The sequence below is a fragment of the Micavibrio aeruginosavorus ARL-13 genome (genome assembly GCF_000226315.1).
In the GTDB taxonomy this organism is placed as follows: Bacteria; Pseudomonadota; Alphaproteobacteria; order Micavibrionales; family Micavibrionaceae; genus Micavibrio; species Micavibrio aeruginosavorus_B.
This window is the reverse complement of sequence record NC_016026.1, coordinates 1,719,045-1,735,342: the sequence shown is the minus strand read 5'-3', so window position 1 is coordinate 1,735,342 and position 16,298 is coordinate 1,719,045. Positions and strand designations below refer to the sequence as shown.

At 56.1% G+C, this 16,298-nt stretch carries 16 protein-coding genes; 4 read left to right on the top strand and 12 right to left on the bottom strand.

Annotated features, from left to right (window positions below; all coding sequences use genetic code 11):
• Positions 1-65: 65 nt before the first annotated feature.
• The 3 genes from MICA_RS08220 to MICA_RS08210 all read right to left on the bottom strand — a co-directional run bounded on the left by MICA_RS08220 (position 66) and on the right by MICA_RS08210 (position 2,196).
• On the bottom strand, positions 66-341 hold the full coding sequence (locus MICA_RS08220; RefSeq protein ID WP_014103274.1) for a hypothetical protein: 276 nt from the start codon (positions 339-341) through the stop codon (positions 66-68).
• A gap of 207 nt (positions 342-548) precedes the next feature.
• Entirely contained in the window at positions 549-1,607 is a 1,059-nt protein-coding gene (locus MICA_RS08215; RefSeq protein WP_014103273.1) for a polyprenyl synthetase family protein, read from the bottom strand.
• A 22-nt stretch (positions 1,608-1,629) separates the two neighbouring features.
• Positions 1,630-2,196, bottom strand: coding sequence for a hypothetical protein (locus MICA_RS08210; protein WP_014103272.1), 567 nt, complete (start codon positions 2,194-2,196; stop codon positions 1,630-1,632).
• Positions 2,197-2,374: 178 nt separating this feature from the next.
• Here MICA_RS08210 and MICA_RS08205 point away from each other — a divergent pair, with 178 nt between their 5' ends.
• From MICA_RS08205 to MICA_RS08195, 3 genes are read left to right on the top strand one after another with little or no spacing between them, the layout of a single operon-like run.
• A complete protein-coding gene (locus tag MICA_RS08205) occupies positions 2,375-3,136 on the top strand; it encodes a tRNA1(Val) (adenine(37)-N6)-methyltransferase (protein ID WP_014103271.1) in 762 nt (253 codons plus the stop codon).
• Between the two features lie 30 nt (positions 3,137-3,166).
• Positions 3,167-4,135: a S49 family peptidase gene (locus MICA_RS08200; protein WP_014103270.1), complete on the top strand. Its 969-nt coding sequence runs from the start codon at positions 3,167-3,169 to the stop codon at positions 4,133-4,135.
• Positions 4,136-4,150: 15 nt separating this feature from the next.
• Positions 4,151-4,660: a hypothetical protein gene (locus MICA_RS08195; protein ID WP_014103269.1), complete on the top strand. Its 510-nt coding sequence runs from the start codon at positions 4,151-4,153 to the stop codon at positions 4,658-4,660.
• A 60-nt stretch (positions 4,661-4,720) separates the two neighbouring features.
• Here the strand turns inward: MICA_RS08195 and MICA_RS08190 are convergent, their stop codons facing one another.
• Both MICA_RS08190 and MICA_RS08185 read right to left on the bottom strand, forming a co-directional pair.
• Positions 4,721-5,131 carry a hypothetical protein gene (locus tag MICA_RS08190; RefSeq protein WP_014103268.1) on the bottom strand — a complete coding sequence of 137 codons (411 nt, stop codon included), beginning with the start codon at positions 5,129-5,131 and terminating at the stop codon, positions 4,721-4,723.
• Positions 5,132-5,318: 187 nt separating this feature from the next.
• Positions 5,319-6,869 carry a glycine--tRNA ligase gene (locus MICA_RS08185; RefSeq protein ID WP_014103267.1) on the bottom strand — a complete coding sequence of 517 codons (1,551 nt, stop codon included), beginning with the start codon at positions 6,867-6,869 and terminating at the stop codon, positions 5,319-5,321.
• A 116-nt stretch (positions 6,870-6,985) separates the two neighbouring features.
• Here MICA_RS08185 and MICA_RS08180 point away from each other — a divergent pair, with 116 nt between their 5' ends.
• Positions 6,986-7,498, top strand: coding sequence for a GNAT family N-acetyltransferase (locus MICA_RS08180; protein ID WP_014103266.1), 513 nt, complete (start codon positions 6,986-6,988; stop codon positions 7,496-7,498).
• A 171-nt stretch (positions 7,499-7,669) separates the two neighbouring features.
• On the opposite strand, the gene MICA_RS08175 is transcribed toward MICA_RS08180, so the two are convergent.
• The 7 genes from MICA_RS08175 to MICA_RS08145 form a co-directional block, all read right to left on the bottom strand.
• Entirely contained in the window at positions 7,670-9,382 is a 1,713-nt protein-coding gene (locus tag MICA_RS08175; RefSeq protein WP_014103265.1) for a flagellin N-terminal helical domain-containing protein, read from the bottom strand.
• A 61-nt stretch (positions 9,383-9,443) separates the two neighbouring features.
• Entirely contained in the window at positions 9,444-11,498 is a 2,055-nt protein-coding gene (locus MICA_RS08170) for a flagellar hook-basal body complex protein (protein WP_014103264.1), read from the bottom strand.
• An 89-nt stretch (positions 11,499-11,587) separates the two neighbouring features.
• Entirely contained in the window at positions 11,588-12,346 is a 759-nt protein-coding gene (locus tag MICA_RS08165; RefSeq protein WP_014103263.1) for a flagellar hook assembly protein FlgD, read from the bottom strand.
• A 13-nt stretch (positions 12,347-12,359) separates the two neighbouring features.
• Positions 12,360-14,054 carry a flagellar hook-length control protein FliK gene (locus tag MICA_RS08160; protein ID WP_014103262.1) on the bottom strand — a complete coding sequence of 565 codons (1,695 nt, stop codon included), beginning with the start codon at positions 14,052-14,054 and terminating at the stop codon, positions 12,360-12,362.
• Positions 14,055-14,102: 48 nt separating this feature from the next.
• Entirely contained in the window at positions 14,103-14,579 is a 477-nt protein-coding gene (locus MICA_RS08155) for a flagellar protein FlgN (protein WP_014103261.1), read from the bottom strand.
• Entirely contained in the window at positions 14,576-14,929 is a 354-nt protein-coding gene (locus MICA_RS08150) for a rod-binding protein (protein WP_014103260.1), read from the bottom strand. The genes MICA_RS08155 and MICA_RS08150 overlap by 4 nt, the downstream gene beginning before the upstream one ends.
• Before the next feature lie 13 nt (positions 14,930-14,942).
• Positions 14,943-16,094 carry a flagellar basal body P-ring protein FlgI gene (locus MICA_RS08145; protein ID WP_041793944.1) on the bottom strand — a complete coding sequence of 384 codons (1,152 nt, stop codon included), beginning with the start codon at positions 16,092-16,094 and terminating at the stop codon, positions 14,943-14,945.
• Positions 16,095-16,298: the final 204 nt, after the last annotated feature.

Sequence of the window (16,298 nt, the reverse complement as noted above, 5' to 3'; positions counted from 1 at the left end):
CCATGAAAAACCCCCCTGATCCGGGGGCTTTGTCGGTTTTGGTCGGGGTGTTACACCCTGTGGGCTTAGTGTTTCAGCTGGTAGATGAAATAAGACCCGCTTTTATTGTCCTGCGGAACAGAGCAGGTGCCGGCTTCGCGGTCGACCGGGAAGGCTTTTTCCGTGCCTTCGCGGACCAGGGCGCCATCAAATGCGCTGATAATCTGCACCGGGTATTTGGCACCTTCATCAATCTGGCAGAAGGCTTTATCCGCGGAGATTTCGCTGTCTCCACAGGCCACCAGACCACAGGCCAAGGCAAAGGCGGATGTGGCACCGATCAGTTTTTTGTTTACGCTCATAATACGCACCCTCTATCAGAAATTTTGTTTAACATAATCCATATTTTTGTTCACCGCAAGCGTTTTTAGGGGCTTTGCGGGGTTTGGGCTAGAAAAATATCAAAAAAATGAGGAAATCCGCCAATCCTAGCCTTTGGCATAGAGTGCGTGTTGTGTGGCCGGGGCGGTGCAAAAGAGGGCCGGGGTGGGCCGGGCGCAACCCGGCAATCAGTGATCGCGCCCAACGGCAAATGACAAAACGTCATCCAGCGCATCGCGGACGGCGTTTTTCGGGGCGGTGTGCAGGGCGGTGCGCGCCTTGGCTTCGTATTCACGGGCCAGTGCCAGGCCACGATTTAAGGCATCATGCTTGACCAGCAAGGCTTGCGCGGTGGCCAGATCGGCGTCCGTCTGTTCGCGGCGTTCCATGGTGCGGGCCCAAAATTCGCGTTCGGTTTCATCGGCGCGTTCCAGTGCCATGAGCACGGGCGCGGTCAATTTTCCTTCGCGGAAATCATCGCCGACAGTCTTGCCCAATTTTTCGCGGTTGGCGCTGTAATCCAGAACATCATCCGCGATCTGGAACGCCATGCCGAGGTAATACCCGAAATCGCGCATGGCTTTTTGCGCCGTTGCATCAGCGCCCGCAATAATCGGGCCGACTTCGCACGCGGCGGCGAACAGAGCGGCGGTTTTGGCTTCGATAATCGCCGTATATTTTTCCATGCCCGTGGACAAATCATTCGCGGCGGAGAGTTGCAGAACCTCGCCCTCCGCAATGGTGGCCGATGCGTCGGACAGGATGCGCAACACATCAATCGATCCGTCATCCACCATCAACTGGAATGAACGGCAGAACAGGAAATCACCGACCAGAACGCTGGCCTGATTGCCAAACACCATGTTGGCCGATGGCTTGCCCCGGCGTTCGATGCTTTCATCCACGACATCATCGTGCAGCAGGGTGGCGGTATGGATAAATTCAACGGCGGCCGACAATCCAAACGGACGGTCGCCGGTGTAACCGTAAAGGCGCGTGCAGCCGAGTGTGAGCAGGGGGCGAATGCGCTTGCCGCCCGCGGCGATCAACCATGCCGCCAATTGCGGGATCAGGGCCACATGTGAATCCATGCGCGCGATGATCAGATCATTGACCTTGGCCAGATCATCCCCCAGCAACGACGACAACCGATCCAGCGGATGGATCGTTTCGGTGCTTGGCTTGGCGGCGGCTTGCGGTGTCATCATCATGCCCAAAGTGTTAATGGATGGGGTGCGTTTAATCAAGCTGGGCCAGCCTGATTATTTATCAGGTACCGGCCTGTACGGCTTGCCCGGTGGCGATCAGGAAACACTCAATGTTCCATAAAACCAGAAGGATGGAAAAGGCCGGGGCAGCGGCCTGGCCATCCTTGGTGCGGACCGCCAGAAACCAATAACCGATCATGGCCATCAGTGCCGGGATAATCACGGTGATAAAGGTCACCGCTGTCGTCGCCAAAAATCCCATCAGCCAGGCACCGTTCCCGGTCGTCATATCGTAAGCGGCTGCGGCGATGCCGAGGAGGGTGCTGAGGATCGCGGTCCAGAGGGTGGTGGTGCCGACATGGTTGTCCAGTGTGGTTCTGTCTTTTCTATGTAAATAACCCGCCGGGCCGCAACAGAGCAGGGCCAGAATGCCCAGACTGGTCAGCAGGGCCATCTTGGTGCCGTCCAGCATGAAGGCCTTCACCGCTCCGGCTTCGGTGGTGGCGGCCTTGGCGACTTGCGGGGCCTGAAAGGCGAAGCACAGAATAAAGGGTACGAAAATAACCGCCGCCATGATCAACCAGGCGCGGAGGGATTTTCCGGTGAAGAGAGTTTTCAGTGTGTGCATGGTTTTCAGGTGTCCCTTTATGCTCCTCAAAAAACAAACCCCTCGCCCCCTGTCAAGGGGGAGAGGGATGCGGCGGCTTAGGCGGTACGCCTTAGCCGGAGCTGGGTGAGGGCGCTCTATCCCCCCACCCAACCCTCCCCCCTTTCCAAGGGGGAAGGGCTCGTTTTATAGTGAAGGCATGAAAGCCGCACCTGAAGAGATTTATGTCCTCAACCAATCCGTCCGTCTGTTGCAACCGGGTGAGGGTGGGTTCCGCACGTCTTTGGATTCCGTGATGCTGGCCGCTGCGTGTCCGGCGAAGGCGGGCGACCGGGTGCTGGACCTTGGATGCGGGGTTGGTGGAGCGATTTTCTGTGTTCTCAAACGCTTGGCCGGTGTGTTTGGCTGCGGGATTGAGATTCAGGATGAATATGTTGAATTGGCACGAAAAAATGCGGCCCTGAATAACAATACGGATCGGTGCGAATTTATTCATGGCAATATTGCTGAATTCGAAGTTTCTGATCCAAAACAACGATTTGACCATGTGATCTTCAACCCACCTTTTATGGAGGCGGGAACGTGGACTCCATCGCCCGATACGGGCCGCGCCACGGCGCTGGGCCATGCGGATTTTGATCTGGATATCGGCGTGTGGGTGGATTGCGCGTTCCGGAATTTGAAATCCGGCGGGTCGATGACCATCATCCACCGCGCCGACCGGACCGATGAAATCATTCAGGCCATGTGTGGGCGGACGGGCAACCGGCGGTTCGGCGCGGTGGAAATTTTCCCCCTCTGGCCACGCATGGGGCAGGCGGCCAAGCGGGTCGTCATCCGGGCGGTCAAGGATCGGAAGACCCCGGCAACCCTGCATGCCGGGTTGGTCCTGCACGAAGCCAATGGTGAGTATACGGAAAAAGCGGACGCCGTGTTACGAAACGGTGAACGGTTATTCTGATGCCTGTTTAGGGGGGAGGGCGAATCTGGTATGAATCGAAACATGAACGCACATGATGATTTTGACCGGGATGACCATGGGGATTTTGAACGCGACAATGGCCGCGACGATCCCCCAATGATCAATGTGAAGAAGGCCGAAGGCTTGCCCGTCATCGGGCCGCTTCTGGCCAGGATTTTCGATAAGGGGCCACGTGTGGCCGTTGTACGCTTGTCCGGCGTTCTGACCGATATGGGCGGGATGCGGAAAAACACCCTGTCCTATGCCCGGGTGTCCAAGGCGGTGGAGAAGGCGTTCGCCGTGCGCGGTGTTCGTGCCGTGGCTTTGGTCATCAATTCCCCCGGCGGGGCACCGGCGCAGGCCTCGCTGATCGCCGGGCTGGTGCGTCAGCTGGCCGATGAAAAGGACATTCCCGTTTTCGCGTTTGTCGAGGATGTGGCTGCATCGGGCGGGTACTGGCTCGCCTGTGCCGGGGATAAAATTTACGCGCAGGATTGTTCGATTGTCGGGTCCATCGGCGTGATTTCCGCCGGCTTTGGTATGGATCGGTTTATTTCCAAATTCGGGATTACCCGTCGCCTTTACACGGCGGGACGGGATAAATCCATGCTCGATCCGTTTTCCCCAGAAAAGCCAGAGGATGTTGAGCGTCTGAAAGACCTTCAGGCGGGCATCCATGAACAGTTTATCGACTGGGTTCGCTCCCGCCGGGGCGATGCCATCCGCGGGTCGGGGCCGGAATTGTTCGAAGGCCGCTTCTGGATCGGTCGGCCTGCCATCGATCTGGGCCTGATCGACGGGATCGGCGATGTGCGCGGCGTGATGCGCGAAAAATTTGGCCCCGATGTGCGATTGATTGAAACCACCGCAAAGCCGCCATTCGTTCCCGCGTTTCTGGCGGCGCGCAGTGGTGGGATTGCATTTGATGAAACCGCTTTGGTCGATGGCGCAATAGCTGCGGTCGAAGATCGCGCCCTCTGGTCCCGCTACGGATTATAAGGGCTGGATGCTGCCATGACCTTTTTCACCAATATCTTTACGGATGCGAATGGGTTAAGGGCGGCGGTTGCGAAACATCCGGATAATGAATTTATTTTACGCCCAGCATCCAAACGCGGGGCGGTTGATCCGATGCCGCTGTTACAGATGGATCAAACGGCGTCCTATGCTCTGCGCATCAATGATGACGGTGTGATCGTTGCGGCGGCGACGTTCCATGACCATGCGACCCAGAATATTTTAAAGCTGCAACAGGTCAGCACCCGTCAGGGGCAAAAACGTGCCGGGCATGGCAGCGTGATGGTGCATCTGATGTTTGGCCGCGCGGCGGGCGCGGGCCGTATTCTGGCCCTGACCCAGTTTGAACGCGAAGGGGCCACCGCCGCTGTTCCCGCCTTGCCAGATTTACATGTGGCACATTATCCATCTTTGCCCATTTTGTATGACGGGCAAACGAAACCTGTGACGGGGCGCAGCCGATATCGGTTGGAGCACACACCCTGCGGTTTGTCCCCGGTGGTTTAAATAGAAAGAGGGCGATAACAATATGTATCGCCCTCTAATCTTATCTCCGATTCCGAAATCTTACATACTCGGCCCAGTGGATTCCGCAATCTGACGATCCCAGCGACGGTTTTGTTCGCTGTCCGATGTGTTGGCGCGATCCAGAGCGCTATCGACATCTTTGACCAGTTGCGGTGTAACCTCGATCGACTTCACGGCGTTGGCTGCCTTGTCGAATGAATCTTTTGCAAACCCGACCATTTCGTCCAGAAATCCTGGTGTACGTTCAATGCCGACATAGCAATTCGCCACTTCGGTGCGCACGGTCTGGTATTTGTCGGTGTCGTATTGGTCGTTGATCTTTTTATCGATTGCGCTGTAACCGTTTTCGTCGACCTCACCCATGGCCAGGGCGCGGCTTTCGTTTTCGGTGGCTTCGCAGGCTTCGGCCTTTTCGATTTTGGCCTGATACTCTTCAAAACTCTCTGCCATAACGGCCCCCTTCAAACCCCTGATTCCGGGTTCTGGTGTATAGAACTGGCCCTATTATGGGGGCGAAGGGGTGAAGTTATGGTTAATAATTGGCAGAAACCCGCCTGTTCCAAGGGATAGGAGCGGGTTTTTTCCAAAAAGCATCCCCGCTTTCGCGGGGATGCCAAAATGGGTGTGTAGGGGGCGCTTAAACGCTGCGGATATTTTTCCGCAGATACTCGGCCACATGGTCCAAGCCAATCCGTTCCTGCGACATTGTGTTGCGTTCACGCACCGTTACGGTCTGATCGGCAACCGTTTGGTCATCAATGGTGAAGCAATACGGCGTGCCGATTTCGTCCTGACGGGCGTAGCGTTTGCCGATGTTTTGTTTGATGTCCAGATCAACCGCAAATTCGTTGCGGATATCCATGTACAGTTTCGTGGCGATGACCGGGTGTTGATCCTTCGCCGTCAACGGCAGGATGGCGGCCTTCTTCGGGGCCAGTGCCGGGTGCAGGTTCAGGTACACGCCGGACGGACGGTTCGGGTCCGGGGTATAGGCTTCGCACAGCAGGGCCAGAACGCCACGGGTCAAGCCGGCGGCCGGCTCAATAACGTCCGGAATGAATTTGTTTTTCGGGTCCATCGGGTCCGTGTATTCCATTTTGACGCCGGAATGTTTCTGGTGCTGCGTCAAATCGAAATTGCAACGGTGGGCAATGCCCTCCAACTCGCCAAAGCCCGGCGCGGTGAAGGGGAAGCGATATTCAATATCGGCGGTGCCCAGACCTTCCTTCGCATAGTGGGACAATTCATCTTTATCATGGTCGCGCATGCGGACGTTTTCGCTGACCAAGCCAATCGCGGTCCAGAATTTTTGACGTTCCGCGAACCAGAAATCGCGCCACATTTTGGCTTCGCTCGGGTGGCAGAACCACTCCATTTCCATCTGTTCAAATTCACGGGAACGGAAGATGAAGTTGCGCGGGTTGACCTCGTTGCGGAAGGCCTTGCCCACTTGCGCAATACCAAACGGCACGCGCACGCGGCTGGAATCCAGCACGTTTTTAAAGTTCAGGAAGATGCCCTGTGCCGTTTCCGGGCGCAGATACGCCTTGTTATCATCGCCGCCCGTGGCGCCGACGAAGGTGTGGAACATCAGGTTGAATTGTTTCGGTTCGGTCAATGTACCCGGTGTTTTCGTGTCCGGACCAACGATAGTGGCGTAGGCCGTAACCGGCAGGTCGACCAGCGGCGTGGCTTCGAAATTGCCAATGCTCTTGCCGCCGGACAGGTTTTTGATGCGCTTGGCGATCACATCTTCTTCTTCATTTTCCATGAAGGCATAACCATTGCCTTCGCCGTTTTTCGGCATGTATGCGATCAAATGGTCGGCGCGATACCGCAATTTGGTTTCGCGGCAATCCACCATCGGGTCGGAAAAACCACCAACGTGGCCGGATGCTTCCCATGTTTTCGGGTTCTGGATGATGGAGGAATCGATGCCGACGATGTCCACCGGTTGACCATCCGGGCCAACGGGCGGGCAGGTGACCATCCATTTCCACCACAAATCGCGCAAATTGTTTTTCAGCTCAACGCCCAACGGGCCGTAATCCCAAAAACCGTTCAGGCCGCCATAAATGTCGGATGCGGGGAAGACGAAGCCACGGCGTTTGCACAGGGCGACGATTTCCTTCATATCCTTTACGGAATTGGCGATTTCTGCGGTTGTTTTTTCTTGAGCAACAGACATGGTTTTCCTGCGGTTTTTGCAATAAATTGGGAACCGACACATTACCGTTTCGGGAAAACCCTGTAAAGCGGGTTTGCGCTCCGCACAACGGGTGAAAAGATAAGGAAAACAAGGTGATGGCCGAAACAATCACAATCCGTATGGCTGTTGATGCCGATGGGGCCGCTTTAAACGCCCTGCGCCCGCGCATGGACCGCGTGCGGGATGATCGGTATTTCGCACAATGTATGGGCGAAATTGCCGCCGAACGCCGGGTGATGTTCGTGGCCGAAATGGGCGGCACCATCGTCGGGTATGTCATGCTGAACCGTCAATCGCGCTATCAACCTTTCCGCAGTGCCGGAATTTATGAAATTCAGGATCTCTACGTCCTGCCCGACCATCGCCGGGACGGCGTGGGCGAACAACTGGTGCAATCATGCGAAGACCATGCGCGATCAGAAAACTGCGACATGATCGGACTGGCCGTCGGCCTTCATGCCGGGTTCGGATCAGCCCAACGCCTGTATGTCCGGCGCGGGTATGTGCCGGATGGGTTTGGTCTGGTCTATGACATGGACCGCGTGGCCGAGGGTGCGTTTGTGTGCGTCGATGATGATTTGAATTTGATGATGGTGAAAGACCTTTAAGAAAATTATAGAGAGATAAAGATTAAGGGTACACCGGTTTCCCGGTGTACCCTTATGATCTGGGTCCTTACGACTATCCGTTCTGAACTGGGGCGTTCTGCCCGCGGAGGTGGGGGGCTAGAGTCCATCCTCCGCCGTAAGGCCAGAGTCCTATCCCTGTATCGTCGGCGATTAACCGAACAGACGCAGGATAGCCTGTTGGGACTGCGACGCCAGCGACAGGGCGGTAACGCCCAGCTGTTGACGTGTTTGCAGTGCCAGCAATTTCGCACCTTCTTCGTTTTGGTCCGCGTTGACCAGCAGGGCGGAACCCTCTTTCAACGTTGTAACCATCGAGCTGGTGAATGTTTGACGGGCTTGGATAACCGACAAATCGTTGGCCAGTGTGGAACCAAAGTTCCGCACGGTTTCCAGCGCTTCGCGAACGTTTTCAATGCTGGCTTCGACCGTGTCGATACGGGAGAAGTCGGCAACGTCCAGACCCAGGCCATCGGCGGTAAAGGTCACACCTTCGGTTGTGATAGTACTGGTGCGGTCTTCGTTGAAGACGGTCAGCAGATCATCCCCGAACAGCAAGTTCGTGCCACGGTAGCCCGTGTCGCCGTTTGTAACCAGCGCATCGATCTGTTCACGCAGTTTGTTGTAGTCGGCTTCCAGCTTGGCCAATGTTGCAACGGAGTCACCGAACGTAATGTGCTCTGCGATGCTTCCGGCTGCGCCGATGTCAATATCGGTCGTTCCAAAGCCAAAGTTAGCTTCGACACCGTCACCAGCATCACCAGTTGCGCCCAATGTAATGCTCTTTACAGAGCCGTCGATTGGACGAATTGAGAGCTGGCCAGTTTCCTCATCGAATTCAGCTTTGATTTTTGTATTCAAAGAGCCGTTGTTATTAATGGCGTCAATGAAGCCTTGCAGGCTCAATCCGTTCAGGTTGATAGACTGTGCGGCACCTCCGTTAATGGCAATGTCGTACGTATCTGTGGTGTCAACGTCAAACAGTGGTGTTCCGGATGCATTTCGCAGATCGTTCAACAGCGCACTGCGTTGAGCGATAACCGGGGGTGTGGTTCCGGTATGCAATGCAACAGATCGCAGAGCTGTATCGGCAATGGCTGTTACGCTGACGTTTGTGTCACCGGGGCCGTTATCGATGATTCTGACTTGATCGCCAAAGCCAAGTGCATTTGCCAGTCCAAGATTTGTCACATCGTCGTTTGTTGTTGTTGTGAAGTTAAGGTTTAAGCTGTCGCCGTTTGTTGTTTTAACGGACAGCTGTCCTTTGGCATCAATCTCGGCCTTGATGACGTGATTGCCGTCAGCGTCAACAATGCTGTTCAGTCGTGCCACAAACTCTTGTGTGGACGTTCCTGCTGCCACATCAATGTTCGTTGTTGCGCCAGTTACTAACGGTGTTGCGAATTCGCCAGTTGGTCGTGCAATGCCTTCTTTTGTGGTGAGTGTGAAGGATACACGGGTTAGGGCATCTGCTGGCCAACCGACAATGGCGCGCAGATCGTCAATATTGCGCAAGTCTTTTGTTCCGGTCACTTTCGCTTCTGCTTGTGCATTCGCCACTTCTTCGCGGGCGCTGGTGACCAGGGCGTCGGCTTGTTCCACCATGGTGGTCAAAGCGGTGACGCCGTTGTCGGCGGCTTTAATCACCTGGATAGACTGGCCAATGGAGTCCAGCAGGCGGCCCAGATCGCTGGCGCGGTTGTTCAGCGCCTGAGAGGCGAAGAACGCTTGCGGGCCATCCAGAGCGGAGTTGATCTTCTTCCCCGTGGCCAAACGGTTCTGGGTAATATCGATCAGGCTTTGCGTGTTCTGCAGCGACAGCAGGTTTGTGCGCAAGGCTGCGGTCAATACGACATCGTTGGTCATGATTTTAGTCCTTTCTTACGTACTTTTATCTCTTGAAACGGTTATGTCTGGTTACGGCGGATTATCGGAGTCTCAGAAGCTCTTCGGTCATCTGGTCCACCGTGGTGATGATTTTGCTGTTGGCTGAGAAGGCCCGCTGGCTGACAATCAGCTTCGCGAATTCATCGGCCAGGTCAACGTTCGAGGATTCGATTGTCGAGGGTTCCAGGAAGCCTGCGCCGCCGGTTCCGGCTTCACGCAAGTTTTCCTCACCTGACAATTCGCTTTCCGCGTAGGCCGTACCGGATACTTCGGTCAGGCCGTTGATGTTGGAGAACGTCACCAGCGGAACCTTGTACAGGCGTGCCGACGCACCGTTCGAGAAGCGGGCGACGACGTAGCCATCCCGTGTCAGCTCCACCCCAGTCCGCAGGCCCAGTTCGGCCCCGTTCTGGTCGGAGAAGATCACGTTGTACTGGCCGGCAAAGCTGTTGAAGCGTTCAACATCAATGTCGATGTTCTGCAGGGTTGAGCCGTTGCCCCAGTCGATCTGGGTCAGGTTCAGGTCGATGTTGCCGTTGGAGTCCGGCAGCGCGTTCATCGAACCGTCGCCATTGAAGTTCATCAGGCCGTTGGACAGGGTCGTGCCGTTCGGATGAACAACGCGAACGTTCCACCAGCCGCGGCTGTTGTAATTCGCATCACCTGGCAGGCTTTGCATGGCCGGATAGCCACCGGAACTGTACGGCGGTGAGTCCGCCGGAGATCCGTTACCGAAACCAGCAGCGAAGTAGGTTTGCGTTGTGCTCAAACCCAGTGCGCCAGCGACGTTTACACCACCGAAGCCAATAATGGCGTCGTTCGGGGATGCGTTGGAGTGGGTGATTTCCAATTGGCCGGAGCCGTTGATAATCGCCGATCCCGGTACGCCGGTTACACCGTCAATAAAGTCCAGAATGTCCTGAACGTCATCAAAGTTGGCGTCGCCAGTATCCACTGTAAACGTTACCGGTGCGCCTGCGCCGTCCAGGTCGATGGTTAAGGTGTTACCCGTCACAAGCCCCAGAGAGGCCAGCGTGGTGGCCGGACCCGGTGTGCCATCGACCAGACCGCCAACCGTGCCCGTGGCGATGGCTGTCGCCGTGGTCAGGTCGTTGGAGGCATAGGTTCCGGCTGTCATACCCAGAGCCGTTAACGGCGTACCGGATACGTTGGTAACGGTCAGTGTTTGGGCCGCACCACCTTCAAATTCAGTGCGTTGGAACACCAGTTCTCCGTCGTTGCCCAGGAAGGCTTCAGCCCCCGGAATGCCGTTGACGAAGTTCAGGATGTCATTCACCGTCGATGTGGACGTCACGGTAAACGTGGCCGGGCCGCCCGCATCCGTTGCAACCGAGAAGCTGTTGCCGACGGTCATGCCGAGGTCCGTGACCAGATTGTCCGTCGCGGACAGGTCAGACACCGTGCCAGCCGACGTCCCTTGCGGGCCGTAGGTTTTGGTGTATTCGAACGTCAGAACCTGTGCGGAACCGAGGCTGTCATACACGGTCAGGCCGCGGGTGAAGTCCGCCGGGGTGGTGGAGATGTTGCCCAGTTTGGCATCGATCTCGTTCGCGTTCAGCGTCAGGGAAATTTCACCGGACGTGGTCGGACGGGTCAGTCCGCCAAGGAACGCAACGTCAGCCGGAACCAGAGACGTCAAATCCCCCTGGTTGGCAGGCAGGTTGCCGTTGGCATCCAGTGGCCATGCATACATAACGAAACCGGCGGTGTTGCGCAGCAACCCCTGTGCGTCTTCACTGAACGACCCGGAACGGGTGTACAGGAATTCCTGACCAGCCGTGGTATCGCGTTTTACAGTGAACATCCCGTTACCGGAGATGGCGGCGTCCGTGGTGGAGCCGGTTTGTTGAATTGGGCCCTGTTGGTTCACGCGTTGTACGCGGTTTACCGCAACCGTACCCGGTGAATAACGGGAAGAACGGCCTTCGGATGTAACCAAGCTGTAGAACGCGGCTTCGGAGCGTTTGAAGCCGACCGTGCTGACGTTGGCGATGTTGTTGGCGATCATGGCCGTGGATTGCGATTGTGCACCAAGACCAGATACGCCGGTGAAAAGGGATCCAAACAAGCTCATATTCTGTCTCCTTTTACTCTCTAACTGTTGCTGTTCTGTCTGTTTGTTTTTGTTTATTCGTATTCTGTTTTGTTAAGCCATGGGGTGGATCATGCGGTGTCCTCCCCATCCGGTGCTTCCGTGTCGCCAGTATCCGTTCCATCATCCGGCGTTGTCGTCGGCGGGGTTACTTCTGGCGTGGTGGCGGTTTTTGCCTGGATCACGGTGTTCAGGGCGACGGCGCGCTGACCGATCAACAGGAAGATGACGCCGTTTTGAGATTCGATACCGCGCACGTTGCCGGATACGGCGGTGGCGATTTCGGTGATTGGTTTATCATCGGTGCCAACGGCATCAATTTTCAGGCTGTATGTTCCTTCCGGAACCGCGTTGCCGTCATCGTCTTTACCGTCCCATGTGGCTTGTTGCGGGCCAGCGGCTTTCGGTATTTCCATGCTGCGGACCAAATCACCATTTTCGTTGTAGATGTTGGCTTTTGCGACTTTCGCACCGGATTCCAGGTTGTAGTAAATATCGACCGGTTTTGCGCCGTCCCAGTTCATTTCGGCGCTGGTGTAGGTCACATCCATGCCGACATAACCCAATGCAACGCTGGAAATGCTGCCCAGTTGCAAGGAGAGCAGGTCATCCAGTTTTTGGTTGGTGTTGATGGCCTGTTCAACCTGGCTGAACTGAACCAACTGGTTCGTGAACTCGGTGGAGTCCATCGGGTTCATCGGGTCTTGGTTCTGCAGCTGTGTGGTCAACAGGGTCAGGAACTGGGAAAAATCTTCCGCCAGTTTAATGGACTGGGTTTGCGTTTTCGCAACGCCCTGTGCCGCTCCTGTTAATGTTACATCACTTGTCATCTGCGGCTCTCCATTAAGCCAGAATGTCGTAACGCTGCATGCCGGTCGCGGCGTCGGTGTACCAATTCATCGTGCTTTCAATAACGATCTCTTGTTCGCCATCGTCCGCGCCTTTGCCGTTCCGTCCTGCGCCGCCTTCGTATCCGCGGCCATTTCCGTCTCGGCTCCAGTCATGGGATTGGTCGGCCAGTTCGAAACTCAACCCACCATTCCCGGTGTCTATACCTGCCTCTTGCAAGGATCGTTCCAGAACGCTGGAATCGCGTTGCAGCATCAAAAAAGTTTCCGGTTTTTCGATAACCATGTGCGCTTTCATCGACTTGTCCTTCGAAAAACGCACGTGAACCTCAAGCTTTCCAAGGTCTGGCGGGTCCAGACGCATGGACAGGGTGCTGTCGCTGTTGGCTTGGGCGGTTTTCGTAATCGCGATGGCGACGGCCTGTGTTGCCGGGTGCGGGGCGGCAGGATTTGCCGAGCTGGTGACCAGAGAGGTCAAACTTGCCGTTCCCGTAATGCTCAGGCCGCTGAGGCCATTCAGGTTGCGGGCCCATTCCGCGCCATCCGGAAATACACCGTCCAGAGAGCCGTCATTGATCAGGCTGCCCAGGCCGTTCATGAAATCCATGCCCTGGGCGCTGAGTGCGGCGGAGGGGGATGTGCCGGATTGTACGGCGGCCAGGGCTTTTTCAAGCCCTGCGGCCATTTTCGTATTGCCGTTGCTCTGCGCGGCTTCCATCAGGCGCAGAATTTCGTCAAATCCTTTGGTTTTTCCACCTGCGACCAGGCCATCATCTTCAACGAAGGTTGTTTCCTCCGGATTGACCAGAAGATCATTGAGCGAAGATTGTACGGTCGGTTCGCCAGCGTTGGTATTGGTGCCTGTGGATTTGGGCGGCGTTGTCGTGTTGGTCACCGGATTGCCGGAGCGCGGCATAATCACAATATCCTGCGCCTTGCGCGCGGAGGATCCGGATTGCGGCGGCAGGATGTTGATAATGACGGACAGCAGGGCTGCGCCTTCCGTTTCATTGGTCAGATCGCGGCCATCATGGATGTCCTGTACAATTTTTGTAATATCTTCCGGTGTCAATCCGGTGGCGATCAGCGCCTGCTGCGCATCGGCAATTGTCTGGGCATCGATGCTGAGCGTATCACTGGATGTTTTCGGCAGTGTGATGGTCTGATCATCCAGCGGCAGTCCTTGAATCAGCGTTTCCAGACGGGAGAGCAGGGTTTTTCGCGACTCCGGGGTCAGCTCTGTAATCCGTGGGATATCATTGGATGGTGGCGCGTCAGGATTATTCTGGCGCAGAGCCTGAGCCAGTGTTTCCAGAAAGGCTGCGGCTTCCTCGCTCAACGGGGCGTCGTTTACCAGCATCCCGATGACGTCATCGCCCTGATCCGTATTCAGTGTTGTATCGGCGTTGATTTGCGTCGGACGTGTGTTGATGATGGTGGTGGCGGACGTGTCGAGCAAAACGGTTTGGGCATCAATCATGCCGTCTTGGATGTTTTGTGCGTTTTGCTTCTGGCTTTCCTGCGTTAAGGCCATGCCACCGTCCGGGCTAATCTGCGTAAAAATCAGGTCGATAAAAGACAGCGCGCCGCCCATGCCGTTGCCAGCCAAGCCAGAGCCAGTCAGTCCCGCACCCGTCAGGGCGGATTGTCTGGCTTGTGGGGTTATCTGCATACTGATCTCTGTCGTCATGATCTGTCCTTTTCTGGCCTTCTGCCCGTATGGTGTGTGCGGTGACGATTACGCAGATTCGTTCAGGGTCATTGGGGCGGTGCTCTGGTAACCCTTCATCTTGCCGTGGGCACCGTAATTCACGCCGTCACGTTCCATCGATTTGCGGGCTGCCGCCATGATGCGTTCATTCAGGCGGTTCACGCTGCGGCGCATACGGTCCAGTGCTTCCATGTTTTCTTCGGCCACGACGGTGAAGGCTTCCTGTTTCTGACGGAACAGGCTTTTCAAATCCGGATGAACGTTCAGGAAATCATTCTTGCGTGCGATCATCTGGCTGATGCCGTCGTGATAGGCGCGAGTGGTTTCCAGTTTGCGTGGTTGCAAGGCCATGAAATCGCGCGTGCGCGCGGCGTTCAGGGCTTCATTTTCCTCGACGTAAACAGCGCGCAGGCTGTCGATGGTTTCCATCATTTCCTGCATGGCGCGGGCCGGGTCGGCGGGCAGGGTGATTGCGGGTTCAAAATTTTTCGATTGTGTGCTCATTGTACAGCTCCTTCTTGCTGGCGGATCATTTCCGCGCGAACCATATCGGCAATCCCCAGGCCACCATTGGCGGCCATGTTCTTGCCGTACTCATCGATCATCAAATCGTTAAAAATCGCTTCACCATTGCCACCGCCGAAGAGGGGATCGGGCTCGATTCCCTCGAACATCGGTTTCATCATGGATGCGATGAACACGGCTTCGAAATCACGCGCGGCGGCGTCGATTTTCTCGATATTAATGCCCTTGGCTTTCATGGCTTCGGCCATTTGCTTGGCCTGTTCGGCCTGGCTGCGAACCATGGCGATCTGGGCGTCGGTGGTGGTCAGGGATGTCATCAAACTGTTCATGGCTTATCCCTCCTTACAGTGTGTCGATTTCGGCTTGCAGGGCACCGGCCGCTTTGATCGCCTGTAGAATGGTGATCATGTCGCGGGGGGATACGCCCAGGCGGTTCAGGCCGGTCACCAGGTCCTGCAACGTTACGCCGCTGTCCAGAACGCCCAGGCGAACATCCGCGCCATTATTGACTTCAACATCGGTACGCGGGACGACCACGGTTTCACCTTGCTCCGCGAACGGGTTCGGTTGAGATACCTGCGGCGTTTCCGTGATTTTGATGGTCAGGTTGCCTTGGGCAATCGCAACGGTGTTGATGCGTACTTCTGACCCCATCACAATCACGCCGCTGCGTTCGTCAATCACGACGCGGGCGATCTGGTCCGGCTGTACGGGCAGTTGTTCAACATCAGTGATCAGATCAACGATCGAGCCTTTGTAACCGGACGGTTTTTTCAGGACGACGCTGGCAGCATTTTCGGCGGTGGCCACATTGGTGGCGGTGAAGCCGTTAATGGCGCTGGCGATACGACGGGCGGTCGTGAAATCCGGGTTACGCAGGGCCAGACGCACTTGCGTGTAATCGGCCAGTTGGAAATCCAGTTCGCGTTCAACAATCGCGCCACCCGGAATGCGACCGGCGGTCGGCGTGTTTTGTGTGACGGTTTCGGCGGCACCGGTGGCGGCAAAGCCTGCAATGTTCACCGGGCCTTGGGCCACGGCATAGACTTCGCTGTCAGCGCCCAGCAACGGCGTGACCAGCAAGGTCCCGCCCTGCAGGCTGTCGGCATCGCCCATGGCGGACACGGTCACATCAATGCGGCCACCTTGGTTGGTAAAGGGGGGCAGGGTCGCGGTGACCATAACGGCGGCGATGTTGCCGGTGTTCAGCTTTTCGTCTTTAACATTGACGCCCAGACGTTCCAGCATGGCGGTCAGGGATTGGCGGGTGAACGGGGCGTTGTTCAGCGAATCGCCCGTGCCGTTCAAGCCAACGACCAGACCGTATCCAACCAGCTGGTTGTCACGGACGCCTTCAATATTGATGATGTCCTTGATCCGGGTGGTTTTAGTGAAAGCGGGGGTGGCCATGACGGCCCCCAAAATGACGGTCAGGCCCACCAGGGTCAGGCCGCGCACCAAAGCTCGCATATTATATGTCGTTGTTTGCATCATTCTTCCCATAAGCCGAGAACGCTATTATTCCGGGTCTATAGATGCAGGGGGCGTGCCAGAGGGTGTCTTAAAAATTATTATTTAAAAACAATGTGTTAATGATGGCGCGAGGGCGCGAAAGGGCGCGTTTGGGGCAAAGCCTGCCTTTGGATCGTGCAGAGCGGCAAAAATTGCCTGTGCCGCGCTGCGTATAAAAATGGTATC